We start from the raw sequence: 17,230 nt of genomic DNA on the forward strand, positions 1-17,230 counted from the left end.
GTCTTACTCTGCTCTGGGATCGATAATTTTCACTGCGTCATCTACACGGCCATACTGACCTTTCGCTTTTTCCCATGCAGTTGTAGGATCATCACCCTTTTTGATGAAATCTGTCATTTTTCCAAGGCTTACAAACTGATAACCAATGATTTCATCATCTTCATTCAGTGCAATCCCTGTCACGTATCCTTCAGCCATCTCCAGATAACGAGGTCCTTTTTTCAGGGTTCCATACATGGTACCCACCTGGGAGCGAAGTCCTTTTCCAAGGTCTTCCAGCCCTGCACCTACCGGCAGTCCATCTTCTGAAAATGCACTTTGAGTACGCCCGTAAACGATCTGTAAAAACAGTTCACGCATAGCAGTATTGATCGCATCACATACGAGGTCTGTATTGAGTGCTTCGAGGAGTGTTCTTCCCGGAAGGATCTCAGATGCCATAGCTGCTGAATGTGTCATACCGGAACATCCGATTGTTTCCACCAGAGCTTCCTGGATGATTCCTTCTTTTACATTTAATGTTAATTTACAGGCACCCTGCTGAGGAGCGCACCAGCCAACACCGTGTGTTAAGCCGGAAATATCTTTAATCTCTTTGGATTTTACCCATTTTGCTTCTTCCGGAATTGGAGCGGCACCGTGGTTTACACCCTGTGCAACCGGACACATCATTTCTACTTCATGTGAATAAATCATTGTAAGACTCCTTTCAACTATATAAAATCTTTTTAAGCTATTCTCTCATAAACTGACAAATTAGTCCAGTGAAAATCTTTATAATGTTTTCTATTCAGGTAAAGTTATGGTAATATATTCTGCAGGAGGTTTTTAATATGACAATGATTCAAGCTTCTGATACAACAGGATATCGCAGGCTTACGGGAAGCTCTTTGAAAATACTGGCGATGATTTTAATGTTGATCGATCATACAGGCATAGCCATTTTGTACATGGTTTACCTGCTGCCCAACGCGCCTGTTATTATTGGAACACCGCTTCACAACGTCTATCTTGTATACCGGGCCATGAGGTTCGTGGGAAGAAGTGCATTTCCTATTTTCTGTTTCTTGCTGGTTCAGGGTTTTCTGCATACTTCGGACAGAAAAAAATATGTTTTCCGGCTTGGGATTTTTGCACTGCTTTCTGAATTGCCGTTTGATCTTGCGCTGTACGGTACGGTAATGGACTGGAGCCATCAGAATGTGTTTTTTACGCTGCTGATCGGGCTTTTAGTTTTATGCCTGATGGAGCGTTTTGAATCGAATCCCTATATACAGGTTGCTGCGATTGCGGCGGGAATGGGGCTTGCCTGGCTGTTAAAGTCTGACTACAGCTATCATGGGGTTTTGCTGATTGCCATTTTGTATTTTTTCCGTTATTATCCTGTGCTCATGACATTTGCAGGCTGCATCAGCCTGTTATGGGAAGCGCCTGCGTGCCTGGCGTTTATTCCAATCAACCTCTATAATAAACAGCGCGGAAGCAACATGAAATACTTTTTCTATTGTTTCTATCCCATGCACTTGCTTTTGCTGGCGGGTATCCGCAGCCTGCTCATCTTTTTTGGAGCTGTCTGATTCAGGAGGAATGCGCTGGGCGGCGAAAAATATGCTGTCACAGCGCTCTGCCGCAGGCAAAATTTACACGCTGCTGCAGACTTTACAAAATAAAATAAAAAAACATGATATTTCCCGTAGACAAACACCTTATATTTTTTTAAAATAGAGGTTAGGGAAATAACAACTACAAAGGAAATAGGTGGAATAATGAAAAGAAGCGATATTCATAAGGTGTTGATCATTGGTTCTGGACCGATCATTATCGGACAGGCATGTGAGTTTGATTACTCAGGGACACAGGCATGTAAGGCATTAAGACAACTGGGATATGAAATTGTATTGGTTAATTCCAATCCGGCGACGATCATGACAGATCCGGAAACGGCAGATGTCACATATATCGAACCACTGAATGTGGAACGGCTGACACAGATCATAGAAAAGGAGAGACCGGATGCACTGCTTCCGAATCTGGGCGGGCAATCTGGTCTGAATCTTTGTTCGGAGCTTGCCAAGGCAGGGGTACTGGATAAATTTAATGTAAAGGTTATCGGCGTCCAGGTTGATGCAATTGAACGAGGCGAAGACAGAATAGAATTTAAAAAGACGATGGACAGCCTCGGCATTGAAATGGCACGCAGTGAGGTTGCCTATTCTGTAGAGGAAGCCCTTTCCATCGCGGACAGACTCGGATATCCGGTAGTCCTGAGACCCGCTTATACGATGGGCGGAGCAGGCGGGGGTCTGGTCTATAATGTTGATGAACTGAAGACTGTATGTTCCAGAGGGCTTCAGGCAAGCCTTGTCGGACAGGTTCTGGTGGAGGAATCCATACTGGGCTGGGAGGAACTGGAACTGGAAGTTGTGCGTGATGCCAAGAACAATATGATCACTGTCTGCTTTATTGAAAATATCGATCCGCTTGGCGTGCATACCGGAGATTCCTTCTGTTCAGCTCCGATGCTCACGATTTCTGAGGAGGTTCAAAAACGTCTCCAGGAACAGGCATACAAAATCGTTGAGGCGATTGAAGTGATCGGAGGTACGAATGTTCAGTTTGCCCATGATCCTGTTTCGGACCGCATTATCGTAATCGAGATCAATCCGAGAACATCCCGTTCTTCGGCACTGGCATCCAAAGCGACAGGATTTCCGATTGCGCTTGTATCTGCAATGCTGGCCTGCGGCCTGACGCTGGATGAGATTCCATGCGGGAAATGCGGTACACTTGATCAGTATGTTCCCGGGGGAGATTATGTTGTCATCAAATTTGCCCGCTGGGCATTTGAAAAATTTAAGGGTGCAGAAGACAAGCTCGGCACGCAGATGCGTGCAGTCGGCGAGGTCATGAGTATCGGCAAAACATATAAAGAAGCGTTCCAGAAAGCAATCCGCAGTCTTGAGACCGGACGTTACGGTCTGGGCGGGGCAAAGGATTTTGCATCCAGGTCTAAAGAAGAACTGCTGAAAATGCTCTCGAATGCGAGCAGTGAACGACATTTCATCATGTATGAAGCACTGAGAAAAGGCGCCACTGCAGATGAGATCCATGACCTGACGAAAGTGAAACATTATTTCATCACACAGATGCAGGAACTGGTGGAAGAGGAAGAGGCACTTGCAAAGACGAAAGGAAAACTTCCTGCGACAGAGACACTGCGCCAGGCAAAACTGGATGGATTTTCCGACCGATATCTGAGCAGTATTCTGCAGGTTTCAGAGGAAGAAGTGAGAAATGCCAGGAAGGAAGCCGGAATCGTAGAGGCATGGGAAGGTGTTCATGTCAGCGGTACGAAAGATGCGGCGTACTATTATTCCAGCTATCACATAAAAGATGATTGTTCTGTGAGTACCGACAAACCCAAGATCATGATTCTGGGCGGCGGACCAAACAGGATCGGGCAGGGCATTGAATTTGATTACTGCTGTGTTCATGCGGCGATCGCACTTAAGGAACTGGGTTTTGAAACTATCATTGTCAACTGTAATCCGGAGACAGTTTCTACAGACTATGATACTTCCGATAAACTGTATTTTGAACCGCTGACGCTGGAAGACGTTTTGAGCATCCATGAGAAGGAAAAACCGGTGGGTGTCATCGCACAGTTTGGAGGACAGACACCGCTGAATCTGGCGGAAGACCTGAAAAAAGCCGGTGTCAATATTTTGGGAACGACACCTGAGACGATCAATATGGCGGAAGACCGTGATCTGTTCCGCGCGATGATGGATAAACTTGGTATTCCGATGCCGGAGGCGGGAATGGCTGTCAATACGGAAGAAGCAGTGGCAATCGCGGATAAGATCGGTTATCCGGTCATGGTTCGTCCTTCCTTCGTGCTTGGCGGGCGTGGAATGGAAGTTGTTCACGATGAAGAAGATCTGAGATACTATATGCAGGCTGCAGTAGGTGTGACGCCGGACCGCCCGATTCTGATCGACCGCTTTCTGCACCATGCGACGGAGTGTGAGGCGGATGCAATCAGTGACGGAACGAATGTATTCGTTCCTGCCGTTATGGAACACATCGAGCTTGCCGGGGTACACTCCGGAGATTCTGCATGTATCCTGCCCTCGAAGCATCTGACGGATGAACAGATTGCGACGATCCGAGATTACACCAGGAAGATAGCAAAAGAAATGAATGTTGTCGGTCTGATGAATATGCAGTATGCGATCGAGGACGGAGTTGTCTATGTGCTGGAAGCGAATCCAAGGGCTTCCAGAACAGTTCCGCTGGTATCCAAGGTCTGCAATATCAAGATGGTAAAACTGGCGACCGATATTATGACAGCACATTTGACTGGAAGAAAGTCCCCGGTCCCGGAACTGAGAGAGAAACAATTTACGCATTACGGAGTCAAAGAGGCAGTATTCCCATTCAATATGTTCCAGGAGGTAGACCCGGTACTTGGACCGGAAATGCGTTCAACCGGTGAAGTTCTCGGAATTGCCGGAAATTTTGGCGAGGCATTCTACAAGGCAGAGGAAGCGACCAAGACGAAGCTTCCACTCGGCGGAACTGTCCTGATCAGTGTCAGCGACAGAGATAAACCGGAGCTTGTGGAGGTTGCCAAGGGATTTTATGAATGTGGATTTGAGATTGTCGCTACGGGAAGAACGTGCGAGATGATCAAACAGGCGGGAATGCCGGTTCGTAAGATCGCAAAGATCAACGAGGGTCGGCCGAACATCCTGGATGATATGGCAAACGGCAAAATAACCATGGTTATCAACACGCCGGTTGGCAAAAAAGGAGCAGTTGATGACAGTTATATCCGTAAATCAGCCATTAAAAACAGGATTCCCTATATGACAACAATGGCCGCTGCGAAAGCGACCGTGGAGGGCATACGTGCCGCGAAGAGCGGTGCCGCATTCGGAGTGAAATCCCTGCAGGAATTCCACAGCAGTATTAAAGAGTGTTAATATGTGAAATGATCATTGAGAACCGCACTGACCGTTTGGCCGGTGCGGTTCTTAACGTGACAGGTATATTCATTTGTCTTTAGGCCTTCGTTTCTGCATCAGGCGGATCAGGTATAACAGCAGCAGTATTCCCCACGAGAAGCCCTCTGCATATGCAATCACCATATTGTGAAAGAGCGCAGCCATTGTATATGATGCAAAGATCCGAAAGACCAGCGATGCGATGCCTGCAATGCTGGAATAAAGAAGATGCCCGATGCCTTCCAGATAACCACGCAATGCGGTGGCCAGTCCGTAGATCAGATAAAAACAGGCAATACGCTGAAAAAAATCCTGCCCGATTTCCGCTGCATCTTTCCCCACGCCAAACATTGAGATCAACCTCCCACCGGTCGGAATGACCAGCAGAGTCAGAAACAGGGACACCGCAGTCATGATGGCAGTGCCCGAAGCAAATATTCTTTGTGTTTCCTTTATCTTGCCGGCACCATGACTCTGCGCGACAATGGTAGAAATTCCAGAGCCGAGATTAATGATCGGAAGAAGAATAATCGTGTCCACGCGGTATGCGGTAGTGATGGCGGCAACGGTCTGCGTTCCAAAGCCATTCATAAAATTTTGCAGCAGCAGACTGCCAAAGGCACTGACACTGGATTGGATCATGGGAGGGAAACCCAGACGAAGGCCCTGAAGCAGTGCTTTTCGGTGTATTGCCTGTTTAAAACGAAAACGCAGTTTACTGTGTGTTATTACAGCGTAGACAATGAGAAAAGTTGTCATTGCCGCCTGCGAAATAACGGTTGCCCCGGCTGCACCGCCAACACCCAGGTGTAGTACGGCAACGAACAGAATGTCTAAAAGCACATTGATAACGGAAGAAACGAGAACCGCTAAAAATGGAGCCCGGCTGTCACCAATTCCGCGCAATGCGGCGGAGTAAACATTGTATACGGCCAGAAAAGGAATGCCGGCAAAGATGATCTGCAAATAATCTTCCGCCAGATGTACAGTATTCTGAGTAGTATGCATCAGATGAAGAATCGGAGGCGTCAGCCAGATTCCAGCCGCCGCAAGCAGAACAAAAACAATACCAAGGAGTATTGAGTAGGTGGAAAGTATTTTGGATATAAAACCGGTGTCCCCGCTGCCGGCTTTTCTGGCAAACAGGATAGACAGCCCGAGTGTAAATCCTGTTATCGCCATGAGATAAAAATTAATGACCGTACCTGTTGCGCCTATGGCGGCCAGCGCAAGTTCGCCTTCCACGTTTCCGACAATAAATGCATCCGCCCAATTGTAGAGCTGCTGCAAAACACCGCTGAGAATGAGGGGAATACTGAATTTTATCAGCACAGAAGCGATGCTTTTCTGCGTATTTTGTATTTCTGTAAAACGCATGATTTCACCTCGGGATCATATGTAATGGAGGGTAAGAGTACCCAGCGAGTAAAATTTCTGGTCTGCACAAAAAAATACCGTATGCAAAGGTAGCCTTGCATACGGTAGGTGCTCACCCGTTTCATTAAATTTATGCCATTACTATAGCATGTTTTTGAGTCTTTGACAAGTTTAAATCAACGGGCTATTCTTTCACGTGAGTCCGTATCCCCTGATGGAACTGAAACCGTATACGGCCAAATATCTTATAGTACGGGGGCGTATCTGCGTGGTAGCTGAAAACTCTCCATTCAATATAATCCAGGCATGGGATTGCAAGTGCTGATATAACGCACCATGCAAGAAAAAAAAAGAAATTTACCTGGCCGTCGGCACTGGACAGCCAGAGTCCGCGGTAATCCCAGATGTGGTAATCCATATTGACGAGTCTGCCGCAGACCCATTCAGACAATGTGCAGCAGGTACCGCTCATCAATACCTGAAGGATATAGTCCAGCTCATAAGAAAACAGGTTGTTCAGTCCGGTTAAGAATACAGTGCCGCAGAAGCCTGCCAGAAAGAACATGGTGTGATCCGAGCGCTGACGGAAGAGTATTTCGATCCCTACGTATATGAGGCCGCAGAAAACAAACAGAGATGTGTATTTCATGAGGAGAATCTGAATTTGTTTCATCACTAAAAACCTCCGATCATTCACATGAGAATCAGATTTAGTATCTTACCGGCCTGTAAAATCTATACGCTGTCGTTGACGTTTTACAGAAAATCCCTTATGATAATCATGGAATTGAAAAGAAATGAGGAGATTTATGAATATTTTAAATATTGAACATATCAGCAAAATATATGGAGATAAAAAAATTTTTGATGATGTCTCCTTTGGAATTCATGAGGGAGATAAAATCGGGATTATCGGTATCAATGGAACCGGTAAAACGACGCTGCTCAGGATGATCGCAGGAGAAGAGGAGCCGGATGAGGGGCAGGTGATTACACAGAATGGCCTGCGTGTTGCATATTTGCCGCAGAATCCGGAATATCCAAAAGACAGTACGGTATTTTCCTATGTGACGGAAGGGATACCGGAGACAGACTGGACAGCCAGGAGTGAGGCGAAGAGTGCTTTGAATCAGCTGGGCATTACTGATCACGATGAACTCCTGTGCCATCTGTCCGGAGGTCAGAAAAAGAAGACCGCACTTGCAAAAACGTTGATCTCTGCGTTTGATGTACTTCTGCTGGATGAGCCGACGAATCATCTTGATAATAAAATGCTGACCTGGCTGGAAGAATATCTGAATAAATTCCGGGGAGTTATTGTTATGGTTACGCACGACCGGTATTTTTTGGACAGGGTGACCAATAAAATCCTGGAGATCGATCATGGGCAGTTATACGGGTATGATGCCAATTATTCAAAGTTTCTGGAGATGAAAGCTCAGCGTGAAGAGATGGAAGCGGCATCTGAGCGAAAGCGAAAGAGTGTCCTGCGTATGGAGCTTGAATGGGCCAGGCGTGGATGCCGTGCGAGAACTACGAAACAAAAAGCCAGGCTGGAGAGGCTGGAAGCGCTGAAAAACGGTGGGGTTTTAACATATAATCAGACAATAGAAGTGGATGCAGTGGAAACCAGGATGGGTAAAAAAACGGTGGAGCTGCATCATGTCAGCAAAAATTACGGCGGCAAAAAACTGATTGAAGATTTTAATTATATTGTACTGAGGAATCAGCGTCTTGGGATTATTGGCCCGAATGGCTGCGGAAAGTCTACGCTTTTGCGAATTATCGCCGGACTGGAACAGCCGGATTCAGGTGAGGTAGTATCGGGTGAAACGATCAGGATTGGTTATTTTGCTCAGGAAGTACCGGATATGGACACGGATCAGAGAGTTATCGATTATATCAAGGATGTGGCAGAATATATCCCGACAAAGGATGGAAGAATCACGGCATCCCAGATGCTGGAACGTTTTTTATTCACGCCGGATATGCAGTATTCACCTGTGTCGAAGCTGTCCGGTGGAGAGAAAAAGAGGCTGTATCTGCTGAAGGTGATTTTTACCGGAGCAAATGTATATCTGTTTGACGAGCTGAGCAATGACATTGATATTCCGACCCTGACGATACTTGAAGATTTTCTGACAACGTTTCCGGGAATTATCATCACAGTATCGCATGACCGGTATTTTCTGGACAATGTGGTGGACCGTATCTTTGAGTTTGACGGCAACGGACATCTTCAGCAGTATGAAGGAGGCTATACGGACTATCTGGAGGCTAAAAGAACAGGGGAATCTAAAAGCCGGGAGTCCGGAAAAACTGAAAGCACTGGAAATTCCGAAAAGAAAAAAACACAGGGTAAAGACTGGAAGAAAAATGCCCCTGTAAAATTGAAGTTCACTTACAAAGAGCAGAAAGAGTTTGAGACGATTGATGATGAGATTGCCGTTCTTGAGGAGAAGATTGAGAAACTGGATGATGATATGCTGGCGAATGCCACGAATTCACTGAGGCTGTCAGAGCTGACCGCAGAAAAAGAAAAGACAGAGGCCATACTGGAAGAAAAGATGGAGCGCTGGGTCTATCTGAATGATCTGGCTGAACGCATCGAGGCGCAGAAGTAAACGCCCCGGTGCGCGAAAGATTATCTGATAAGATTTTTATATTCCGGATGTTCTCCAAACCATTTCACCGCGTATGAACAGGTTAAAACAGCCTTCTTGTTTTGAGACTGCAGAAGCTTTGCGACAGTCTCCATAAGTTTGCCCGCCACTCCCTGACCTCTCAGAGAGTTGTCTACAAAGGTATGATTAATATTCACGGTATCATCACTTATAGCAGGAAACGTAACTTCCGCAAGTGTGTTATCCCTGTCGTCAGGTAAATAGATTCTGTTTTTATCATGATTGAAATTCATGTTATTGCCTCCTGTCTGTGGATCATAGTATATGGTAAAGAAAAGCGATAAATCCAACTTGTTACACGGATCTATCGCTTTTTTGAACTGGAGCATACGGGGCTCGAACCCGTGACCTCAACAATGCCATTGTTGCGCGCTCCCAGCTGCGCTAATGCCCCATATGGAAGCAATGGGGCTCGAACCCATGGCCTCTCGCGTGTCAGGCGAACGCTCATCCCAGCTGAGCTATGCTTCCATATGAGAACATTGTATCAGATAAGGTACCTTCTGCGCAACAGAAAATTCTCAGTAAACGTCATGAATAGACATAACATAGCTGTGCATTTCCTGGCGGGAGGATATCTCACGTGCTCCATCGACGACCGCATTTTGTTTTTCCTGGGGAAGTCCGGAAAAGTGACTCATGATTTCAGGATGTAATGCAAGTTCCATGGTAAAGCCGATCGGCAGCTCTTCATTATCAAGCATAGATGTTGCCTCCTTTCCAATCTGTTGTTTTTATGTAGTATGTGGTTATTTTTATGAATTATACAGTGACACCGAACTGGAAAAGGACACAAAAAACAAAAAAATATGATATAATAGGAAAAAGACAGAAAGCCAATGCTGAAACAGTGAGGTACGGAGGGAACACAGTATGAAAGTAGTTGCGTTTAACGGAAGTCCCCGTAAAAGGGGCAATACAGAACAATGTCTGAAAATCGTTGAGAAAGAATTAAATGCGCAGGATATTGAACTGGAAATCATACAGGTGGGTGCGAAGGCAAAACCGTGTACTGCCTGCAGTAAATGTATGGAGACCGGAAGCGGCCATTGCGTTCAGGGGGATGAAGTGAATAACTGGATTGACAAAATGGTGGAAGCAGACGGAATCATCCTGGCGTCGCCGGTGTATTATGGTGGTATTGCCGGAGGTATGAAATGCTTCCTTGACCGGGCATTTCTTGCAGCGGGCAGCAGACTGCACCACAAAGTTGGAGCGGCGCTGGTTACACTGCGCAGGTCAGGGGGACTGGAGACTTACCAACAGCTCAACGCATATCTGAATACAATGGAGATGGTGATCGCAACTTCCGATTATTGGCAGGCAGCGCATGGTCTGGATGCGGGGGAAGTGCTTCAGGATACGGAAGGCGTGGAAGTAATGGCTAAACTAGGGCGCAATGTTGCGTGGCTGGTGAAGCTGATTCATGACGCGAAGGGAAGGATTGATCCGCCTGCCACAAAGCAGAGAACGATGACAAATTTTATACGCTAAAAACTTAAGTACATACCCCCCTGCATTCATAATATATTGAACGGCAGGGGGAAGTTACTGTTATTCTCAATGATCAGATTCATAGGCGATCAGAGAGATATGTTTTCCAAGCTCTGAGCTGATTCTCTGTTCACACGCCTGAATTTCTGAACAGCAGGAGTCTGAGATGTCTGCGATACTGTAAGATTCTGCTGCTATTGCCTGTTCCATCACGTCATCCATTTTGGAGTGACAGGAAGAAGGCAGATCCATGGCATTGGTTGTGATTTTACTTTCCATTTTTAACACCACCTTTCTGAATCAGTATGTGCATGAGCTGAGAAAATATGTAAGTGAGGACAAAAAACATCAGGGAGGGGAGTTCATGAAAAGGGCAGTAAAAGTTTTGCGGTGGATATTTGGTGTTTTATTTATTCTGTCCGCTGCAGTGTTTTTATTTTCGGCGGCTGATGTGACGTCGGCAAAAACAACGAAAACATCCGCAATGGAAATCCACTTTATCGATGTGGGACAGGCGGACAGTATTTTGATAACATCCAACAGAGGCAGCCTTTTGATCGATGCCGGCAACAATGAAGACGGTATGACAGTTGTAGATTACCTTGAGCGGCTGAAAATCAAAAAGCTGGACTACGTGGTCTGCACACATCCCCACGAAGACCATATTGGCGGGATGGATGATGTCATTGATGCATTTGATATCGATACAGTCTTAATGCCGGATAAGACACATACATCTCGGACCTTTCTTGATGTGCTGGAGGCTTTGCAAGAGAAAAACCTGGAGATTACACTGGCTCATGCGGGAGATGTGTATCCGATAGGAAACGGTAAATTTACCGTACTGGCCCCTGATAAAGAAGCAGATTACGGAGATGAACTGAACAGCTGGTCAGTGGGGATCAGGCTGGAACACGGTGACAACCATTTTATTTTTACAGGAGATGGCGAGGGGCAGACCGAAAAAGACATTCTGGACAGTGGAATTGAGGTTCGCAGCGATGTATTAAAAGCGGGGCATCATGGCAGTGAAACTTCAAACAGTGAGAAGTTTATAGATGCCGTGAATCCTGAATATGCGGTTATCAGCTGCGGTACAGGGAACCAGTACGGACATCCGGATGCCAGCGTACTGAAATATTTTGCGGAACAGGGAATTAAAGTTTTTCGCACTGACGAACAGGGGACCATTATTGCAAAAAGCGACGGCAGCAAAATAACCTGGAATTTGAAGCCAAGTACATCAATGAAGGCCGGAACCTGTTGGGCAGAGCAGTCTGGGGCCATTGTCCATATCACAAAAACGGGGAAAAAGTATCACAATGCCGGGTGCCGGCATTTGAAATCAAGTGATATAGAAGTACCGCTTCGGGAAGCAAAGGCAAAGGGGATGACGCCGTGCAGTAAATGCAGACCGCCGCAGTAAGGAGGAATAGGGGAATGAAATTGATTGTAGACCGCAGAGAGAAAGAACTGGTGATCTGTGAAAACGAAAAGAAGGAAATGCTGCAGATACCTGTATCCGCATTTTCATCAGCGCCAAAGGATGGGGACGTTGTATTGTATGAAAATGGCTTTGCACGGATTCTTGCCGGGGAGACCCATAACAGAAAGAAGAAAGCAGACGCTTTGTTTGAGCGTCTTTTAAAGAAAAAATAACAGTGCAGGAGATTCACCTCTGGTGTGAACCTCCTGCACTGTTTACGGTATGCACAGTTTGACTTCATCCAGCAGTGTCTGGAGATGGTTTATAAACAGGGAAGTGTGGTAGCCGTCAGCGCTTGCATGGGAGATTGTGACAGAAAATGGCATGGTAAGCCGGCCATCCCTTCTCATGTATTTTCCGTAAGTGATAATTGGAAACAGGTTTGGCGTGCCTCCGGAAACAGAAGTTGAGATGCCGGTATACGACAGCCAGGGCAGGCATGAAATACAGAAGAAATTCCTGGGCTGTCCTTCTTTTACTTTCACTCCTTTTGCATTTCTGTAATGCTCCATGTCCGATCGCATATTGTGGTAAAAAATGCTGAAATCATCATCGTAAAATGTCCACAGATCAGAGAATGTGCCGTCATCTTTATGGAAAATCGTATAATTTGGATGCATACAGTCAAACCTGCCTGGATGACCGTCCGCATCCACGCCCATTCGAAATTCATCTGTCGATTTTATGAGACGAGATACACAGTATACAAAAGACGGATAAAACTTTAGTTTCTGTGAATCCAGCATCTTTCTGAATTTTGTCACATCCAGCCAGGCTGTCAGGCTGTAGGAGCATGGAAGTGCCGTTTGGTAATATCTGAAATGGTCAGCGCGTTCCCATTCGTCTGTATCAATTAAAGAAAAAGTCATTGTTTATCATCTCCCAATTATATACTTCTCCATATTATAGCATGCAGTCTCAGTTATTTACAGGGATTTTACTGAGATTGTACGCTGTATGAAAGCTTTTCATTGGGCAGCAGAAAAATTTGCAAAATTGGCAGCCTATCGCAGCCACATGCTTTTGGATGCTGGTTTCTTATTTTTTAAAACAGAACTGTTATCTGCTGTAATCTTTTAAAATATCGTTGACAAAATGTATATGAGTGTATATAATGAGTATATACACTAAAACGACACAGAGAAGGGGGAGAAGGCGTGAACATTATTATCAGTAATTCGAGTGGAAAACCGATTTACGAGCAGATTACTTCCCAGATGAAAGGCATGATCCTGTCCGGAGAGTTAAAGCCGGGAGACGCACTGCCGTCAATGCGTCTCCTGGCAAAAGAGCTCAGGATCAGTGTGATCACGACAAAACGCGCATACGAGGATCTTGAAAAAGAAGGATTTATCTATTCTGTTGTCGGTAAAGGAAGTTTTGTCGCGGATACCAACCATGAATTAATGAAGGAAGAACAGCTGAAGATAATCGAAGAATATTTAAATGCCGCTATTGAGCAGTCTCATCAGGCGGCAGTGACAAAAGAAGAGCTGGTGGAAATGCTCGTCATGCTGTATGAGGAGGTCTGAATATGGGAACGGCAATCAGTTTAAAAAATGTAACAAAGCATTTTGATACCTTTACACTGAACAATGTGACACTGGATATCCCCAAAGGATGTATCGTGGGCCTGGTAGGAGAAAACGGAGCAGGGAAGACAACGCTTTTAAAACTTATTCTGCAACTGTTCCACTGTGACGGAGGTGAGATCAGAATTGACGGTGTTTTAATGGATGAACTGCCAGTCAACTGGAAAAATAATGTGGGGGCAGTGATCACAGGGCTCGATTTTGCATCTGGCATGTGTGCGGTTGATGTTGGGAAATGTATGCATTCGGTTTTTGCCGGATGGCAGCAGGAGACGTATGAGCAGTATCTGAAAAGGTTTCACATCGATCCGGATAAAAAAATCAAAGACTACTCTCAGGGGATGAAAATGAAACTGAACATTATCATTGCCATGTCTCATAATGCCAGCCTGCTGATTATGGATGAGGCAACGAGTGGCCTGGATCCGGTGGTGAGGGATGATATTCTGGAACTGCTGCTGGAGTTCATTCAGGATGAAGAACATACGGTTTTGATCTCTTCACATATTACGAGCGATCTGGAAAAAGCCGCAGATTATATAGCCTATCTTGACAATGGAGAACTGAGGTTTTGCCTGAACAAAGATGAGATGCTATATGACTACGGTGTGGTGCGCTGTACTCGTGAGGATTACGAACAGCTGCCGAAAAAACATGTAAAAGGTGTCCGGAGAAATCATTTCGAATATGAAGTGCTGGTAGAAAACCGTATGCAGATAAAAAGCAGATTCCCAAAACTGGCTGTCGATACGACGAATATAGAGGAAATTATTCTGTTTATGGTAAAGGGGGAGAGGGTATGAGAGGATTGCTTTTGAAAGATTTTTATATGCAGAAACTGTATGTGAAACAGTATCTGGGGACCATACTGCTCTTTGGGGTGATTGCAGTTATGCTGAAAAGTCCTACGTATATGATTTTCCTCGGACTGATGCTGGGCCTGACACAGATCTTTTCTGTGATTTCCATTGACGAGTCAGGGGGATTTACTTATTGCTTGACACTGCCGGTAAATCGTAGGAAAATAGTACAAGAGAAATATCTGCTGTTCTTAATAGAACTCTTATTGATCTTTACAGTGACAGCGGTTATCGGTGCCGTTATTGCAGCAATAAATGGCATTTTGCTGCGGGAATGGCTGCCGCAGGCACTTGGAGGAGGCGTTTTTTATCTGGTGGCGCTGTCCATTATCATTCCGGCCTCACTGAAATGGAAGGTTGAAAAGGCGCGTATTCTGCTGCTTGCGGTGATTCTGATTCCGGGAGCGATGATTTTACTGGGGAGCAGAGTACTGACACCTGATACTAAGCGAAGTCTTTTGACATGGATTACCGGAGGAATATCGGGCATAACAGCAACCGCAGTCGGTATACTGCTGCTGGCTGTGATCATAACTGTCTCCTATCAGATCTCAGTTAAGATATTTCAGAAAAAAGAATTTTAAACCAGGGAGAGAGCAGGAATGAACCAGGAACAAGAGAAAAGACTGGGCACAATGCCGGCAGGGAAGCTGTTATTTCAGATGGCCTTGCCGGCTATTGCGGCGCAGATCATAAACGTACTGTACAATATCGTAGACCGCATGTATATCGGACATATTCCGGATATCGGGGATAAGGCACTCACAGGAGTCGGCGTGTGCATGCCGCTGATTATGGCAATTTCAGCATTTGCAGCGCTGGCCAGTATGGGGAGTGCTCCGCGCGCATCCATTATGATGGGCAAAGGTGATGAGGACGCGGCTGAAGAGATCATGAACAACAGTTTCATCATGCTGCTGATTCTGGGTGTGATACTGACTGTTGCCTTTCTTGTATTCGGGCGTCCGATACTGATGATGTTCGGTGCAAGTGAAAATACAATCGGATACGCAATTGATTATATGCGGATTTATGCGTGCGGTACACTGTTTGTTCAGCTGGCACTCGGCATGAATGCGTTTATCACCGCACAGGGATTCGCCAAGACAAGTATGCTGACTGTTCTGATCGGTGCCGTATTGAATATCATACTGGATCCCATCTTCATCTTCGTGTTTGGCATGGGAGTGAAAGGTGCTGCGCTTGCGACGATTCTTTCGCAGCTGGTATCGGCGGTCTGGGTGCTGTGTTTTTTGCGTTCGAAAAAAACAGTACTACATATTCGGCCGAGATATTTCCGTCTGCGGGCGAAGGTGATCTTTCCCTGCGTCGCGCTTGGCGTGTCACCGTTTATCATGCAGTTTACAGAAGGTGTGCTGTCAGTATGTTTCAATACGCAGCTTCTGAAATACGGGGGTGATCTGGCGGTCGGTGCGATGACGATTCTGAACAGTGCCATGCAGTTCTCCATGCTGCCTCTGACGGGACTGACACAGGGAGGCCAGCCCATCATCAGCTACAATTACGGGGCCGGGAATCTGAAGCGGGTGAAACATACGTTCAGGCTGATGCTGGTCAGCTGCCTGTCGTATTCTGTTCTGGTATGGGCAGTCTGCATGTTTGCGCCTCAGGTTGTAATACATATGTTTACATCAAAAACAGAGCTTGTAGCATTCACCGCTGAAGCAATCCGTGTGTATATGGCAGTCTCATTAGTTTTTGGAGCGCAGATCGCCTGCCAACAGACATTTATCGCTCTGGGGAATGCAAAAACTTCTGTTTTTCTGGCGCTGCTGAGAAAAGTCTTTCTTCTGATACCGCTTATATTCGTACTGCCCAGGGTATTTACCGGGAGTCAGACGATGGCGGTATTTACAGCAGAACCTCTTGCAGACGCATGCGCGGTCAGTGTGACGGTGATTCTGTTTATTATTTCTTTCCGGAAGCTGATGCGCGGTGATAAGCCAATCCTGCCAAATAGCCATTGACAAAAAAAGTATAAATTGGTAGAATAATTGACAAGGTTATTTACCGCATTAGTGGGAGAAAGTAGGATGAGTATGAAGCGAAGAGTATTATCCATATTAGTTGACAACACATCCGGTGTGCTGAGCCGTGTTTCCGGTCTGTTCAGCCGCAGAGGCTATAATATCGACAGCCTTACTGTTGGCGTGACGGCAAACCCGAGAATTTCCCGTATGACAGTAGTGTGCAGCGGGGATGATCTGGTGCTGGATCAGATTATGAAACAGGTGGAGAAGCTTGTTGATGTCCGATATGTAAAAGTACTGAAATCGGATGAGAGCGTCAACAGGGAATTGATGCTGATAAAGATCAAGGTTCTTCCGCAGCAGCGTCAGAGCGTTACCACAACCGCACAGATTTTCCGTGCAAAGATTGTTGACGTAGCAAGAGAATCCATGATCATTGAACTGACAGGCTCACAGGATAAACTGGAAGCATTTCTTGACATCCTGGGTGAGTATGAGATTCTGGAGGTCGCAAGGACAGGGTTAGCCGGTCTGGCCAGGGGATCAGAAGACGTACGTTTTTTTTAGCTCGCTAGAGGATTAACCCCTAACAAATAAAGTAACTGTTCAGGACGGCGCATCTTCTTGACCGAAAAGGCCGGTCAAGAAGCATCGGATGTTCATCCAATGTGGAAATTGATACGAAAAAGCGACTTACAAGCAAGCTTGACGCCGCTTTTTCGTACCAATTGCCCCGC

The 17,230-nt window shown here is 45.9% G+C and carries 18 protein-coding genes and 2 tRNA genes; 11 read left to right on the top strand and 9 right to left on the bottom strand.

Features of this window, described 5'->3' with window-relative positions:
- Nucleotides 1–3: 3 nt before the first annotated feature.
- A complete protein-coding gene (locus MCG98_RS11585) occupies nt 4–696 on the bottom strand; it encodes a nitrogen fixation protein NifU (protein WP_028529866.1) in 693 nt (230 codons plus the stop codon).
- Nucleotides 697–833: 137 nt separating this feature from the next.
- On the opposite strand from MCG98_RS11585, the gene MCG98_RS11590 reads away from it, so the two are divergent.
- Nucleotides 834–1,577, top strand: a complete 744-nt coding sequence (locus MCG98_RS11590; RefSeq protein ID WP_240302129.1) for a TraX family protein — start codon at nt 834–836, stop codon at nt 1,575–1,577.
- A gap of 186 nt (nt 1,578–1,763) precedes the next feature.
- Nucleotides 1,764–4,988, top strand: a complete 3,225-nt coding sequence (gene carB, locus MCG98_RS11595) for a carbamoyl-phosphate synthase large subunit (RefSeq protein ID WP_240303427.1) — start codon at nt 1,764–1,766, stop codon at nt 4,986–4,988.
- A 69-nt stretch (nt 4,989–5,057) separates the two neighbouring features.
- Here carB and MCG98_RS11600 read toward each other — a convergent pair whose 3' ends face one another.
- Complete coding sequence (locus MCG98_RS11600) at nt 5,058–6,386, bottom strand: MATE family efflux transporter (RefSeq protein WP_240302130.1); 1,329 nt, start codon at nt 6,384–6,386, stop codon at nt 5,058–5,060.
- A 184-nt stretch (nt 6,387–6,570) separates the two neighbouring features.
- Nucleotides 6,571–7,059: a hypothetical protein gene (locus MCG98_RS11605; RefSeq protein ID WP_240302131.1), complete on the bottom strand. Its 489-nt coding sequence runs from the start codon at nt 7,057–7,059 to the stop codon at nt 6,571–6,573.
- Between the two features lie 136 nt (nt 7,060–7,195).
- Here MCG98_RS11605 and MCG98_RS11610 point away from each other — a divergent pair, with 136 nt between their 5' ends.
- Entirely contained in the window at nt 7,196–9,010 is a 1,815-nt protein-coding gene (locus tag MCG98_RS11610; protein WP_240302132.1) for an ABC-F family ATP-binding cassette domain-containing protein, read from the top strand.
- Nucleotides 9,011–9,030: 20 nt separating this feature from the next.
- Here MCG98_RS11610 and MCG98_RS11615 read toward each other — a convergent pair whose 3' ends face one another.
- The 4 genes from MCG98_RS11615 to MCG98_RS11630 all read right to left on the bottom strand — a co-directional run bounded on the left by MCG98_RS11615 (nt 9,031) and on the right by MCG98_RS11630 (nt 9,774).
- On the bottom strand, nt 9,031–9,303 hold the full coding sequence (locus MCG98_RS11615; RefSeq protein ID WP_240302133.1) for a GNAT family N-acetyltransferase: 273 nt from the start codon (nt 9,301–9,303) through the stop codon (nt 9,031–9,033).
- Between the two features lie 88 nt (nt 9,304–9,391).
- Nucleotides 9,392–9,464, bottom strand: a tRNA-Ala gene (locus tag MCG98_RS11620).
- Between the two features lie 3 nt (nt 9,465–9,467).
- A tRNA-Val gene (locus tag MCG98_RS11625) sits at nt 9,468–9,541 on the bottom strand.
- A 50-nt stretch (nt 9,542–9,591) separates the two neighbouring features.
- Nucleotides 9,592–9,774 carry a hypothetical protein gene (locus MCG98_RS11630; RefSeq protein ID WP_240302134.1) on the bottom strand — a complete coding sequence of 61 codons (183 nt, stop codon included), beginning with the start codon at nt 9,772–9,774 and terminating at the stop codon, nt 9,592–9,594.
- 169 nt (nt 9,775–9,943) lie between these two features.
- Between MCG98_RS11630 and MCG98_RS11635 the strand changes: the two genes are divergently transcribed.
- Nucleotides 9,944–10,564: a flavodoxin family protein gene (locus MCG98_RS11635; RefSeq protein ID WP_240302135.1), complete on the top strand. Its 621-nt coding sequence runs from the start codon at nt 9,944–9,946 to the stop codon at nt 10,562–10,564.
- Nucleotides 10,565–10,630: 66 nt separating this feature from the next.
- Here the strand turns inward: MCG98_RS11635 and MCG98_RS11640 are convergent, their stop codons facing one another.
- A complete protein-coding gene (locus MCG98_RS11640; protein WP_240302136.1) occupies nt 10,631–10,843 on the bottom strand; it encodes a hypothetical protein in 213 nt (70 codons plus the stop codon).
- Nucleotides 10,844–10,928: 85 nt separating this feature from the next.
- Here MCG98_RS11640 and MCG98_RS11645 point away from each other — a divergent pair, with 85 nt between their 5' ends.
- On the top strand, nt 10,929–11,990 hold the full coding sequence (locus MCG98_RS11645) for a ComEC/Rec2 family competence protein (RefSeq protein WP_240302137.1): 1,062 nt from the start codon (nt 10,929–10,931) through the stop codon (nt 11,988–11,990).
- Between the two features lie 14 nt (nt 11,991–12,004).
- The gene (locus tag MCG98_RS11650) at nt 12,005–12,223 is read left to right on the top strand and encodes a DUF3006 domain-containing protein (RefSeq protein ID WP_240302138.1); all 219 of its coding nucleotides are present in this window, start codon (nt 12,005–12,007) and stop codon (nt 12,221–12,223) included.
- Nucleotides 12,224–12,265: 42 nt separating this feature from the next.
- Here the strand turns inward: MCG98_RS11650 and MCG98_RS11655 are convergent, their stop codons facing one another.
- A complete protein-coding gene (locus MCG98_RS11655; RefSeq protein WP_240302139.1) occupies nt 12,266–12,919 on the bottom strand; it encodes a chloramphenicol acetyltransferase in 654 nt (217 codons plus the stop codon).
- Nucleotides 12,920–13,207: 288 nt separating this feature from the next.
- On the opposite strand from MCG98_RS11655, the gene MCG98_RS11660 reads away from it, so the two are divergent.
- From MCG98_RS11660 to ilvN, 5 genes are all read left to right on the top strand, one after another.
- On the top strand, nt 13,208–13,582 hold the full coding sequence (locus MCG98_RS11660) for a GntR family transcriptional regulator (RefSeq protein ID WP_240302140.1): 375 nt from the start codon (nt 13,208–13,210) through the stop codon (nt 13,580–13,582).
- A gap of 2 nt (nt 13,583–13,584) precedes the next feature.
- Complete coding sequence (locus MCG98_RS11665) at nt 13,585–14,445, top strand: ABC transporter ATP-binding protein (protein WP_240302141.1); 861 nt, start codon at nt 13,585–13,587, stop codon at nt 14,443–14,445.
- Nucleotides 14,442–15,086, top strand: a complete 645-nt coding sequence (locus tag MCG98_RS11670; protein ID WP_240302142.1) for an ABC-2 transporter permease — start codon at nt 14,442–14,444, stop codon at nt 15,084–15,086. The genes MCG98_RS11665 and MCG98_RS11670 overlap by 4 nt, the downstream gene beginning before the upstream one ends.
- A gap of 18 nt (nt 15,087–15,104) precedes the next feature.
- Nucleotides 15,105–16,490 carry an MATE family efflux transporter gene (locus MCG98_RS11675; RefSeq protein WP_240302143.1) on the top strand — a complete coding sequence of 462 codons (1,386 nt, stop codon included), beginning with the start codon at nt 15,105–15,107 and terminating at the stop codon, nt 16,488–16,490.
- A 72-nt stretch (nt 16,491–16,562) separates the two neighbouring features.
- On the top strand, nt 16,563–17,060 hold the full coding sequence (ilvN, locus tag MCG98_RS11680) for an acetolactate synthase small subunit (RefSeq protein ID WP_028527939.1): 498 nt from the start codon (nt 16,563–16,565) through the stop codon (nt 17,058–17,060).
- The last annotated feature ends 170 nt before the right edge of the window (nt 17,061–17,230 follow it).

The sequence above is a fragment of the Ruminococcus sp. OA3 genome, assembly GCF_022440845.1.
In the GTDB taxonomy this organism is placed as follows: Bacteria; Bacillota; Clostridia; order Lachnospirales; family Lachnospiraceae; genus Ruminococcus_G.

What these genes read in the sequence shown, in the direction of transcription:
- MCG98_RS11635 (WP_240302135.1), top strand. Translation starts at nt 9,944, where the DNA reads ATGAAAGTAGTTGCGTTTAACGGAAGTCCCCGTAAAAGGGGCAATACA.
- MCG98_RS11640 (WP_240302136.1), bottom strand. Translation starts at nt 10,843, where the DNA reads ATGGAAAGTAAAATCACAACCAATGCCATGGATCTGCCTTCTTCCTGT.
- MCG98_RS11645 (WP_240302137.1), top strand. Translation starts at nt 10,929, where the DNA reads ATGAAAAGGGCAGTAAAAGTTTTGCGGTGGATATTTGGTGTTTTATTT.
- MCG98_RS11585 (WP_028529866.1), bottom strand. Translation starts at nt 696, where the DNA reads ATGATTTATTCACATGAAGTAGAAATGATGTGTCCGGTTGCACAGGGT.
- MCG98_RS11630 (WP_240302134.1), bottom strand. Translation starts at nt 9,774, where the DNA reads ATGCTTGATAATGAAGAGCTGCCGATCGGCTTTACCATGGAACTTGCA.
- MCG98_RS11655 (WP_240302139.1), bottom strand. Translation starts at nt 12,919, where the DNA reads ATGACTTTTTCTTTAATTGATACAGACGAATGGGAACGCGCTGACCAT.
- MCG98_RS11605 (WP_240302131.1), bottom strand. Translation starts at nt 7,059, where the DNA reads ATGAAACAAATTCAGATTCTCCTCATGAAATACACATCTCTGTTTGTT.
- MCG98_RS11675 (WP_240302143.1), top strand. Translation starts at nt 15,105, where the DNA reads ATGAACCAGGAACAAGAGAAAAGACTGGGCACAATGCCGGCAGGGAAG.
- MCG98_RS11670 (WP_240302142.1), top strand. Translation starts at nt 14,442, where the DNA reads ATGAGAGGATTGCTTTTGAAAGATTTTTATATGCAGAAACTGTATGTG.
- MCG98_RS11615 (WP_240302133.1), bottom strand. Translation starts at nt 9,303, where the DNA reads ATGAATTTCAATCATGATAAAAACAGAATCTATTTACCTGACGACAGG.
- MCG98_RS11650 (WP_240302138.1), top strand. Translation starts at nt 12,005, where the DNA reads ATGAAATTGATTGTAGACCGCAGAGAGAAAGAACTGGTGATCTGTGAA.
- MCG98_RS11590 (WP_240302129.1), top strand. Translation starts at nt 834, where the DNA reads ATGACAATGATTCAAGCTTCTGATACAACAGGATATCGCAGGCTTACG.
- MCG98_RS11665 (WP_240302141.1), top strand. Translation starts at nt 13,585, where the DNA reads ATGGGAACGGCAATCAGTTTAAAAAATGTAACAAAGCATTTTGATACC.
- ilvN (WP_028527939.1), top strand. Translation starts at nt 16,563, where the DNA reads ATGAAGCGAAGAGTATTATCCATATTAGTTGACAACACATCCGGTGTG.
- MCG98_RS11610 (WP_240302132.1), top strand. Translation starts at nt 7,196, where the DNA reads ATGAATATTTTAAATATTGAACATATCAGCAAAATATATGGAGATAAA.
- MCG98_RS11600 (WP_240302130.1), bottom strand. Translation starts at nt 6,386, where the DNA reads ATGCGTTTTACAGAAATACAAAATACGCAGAAAAGCATCGCTTCTGTG.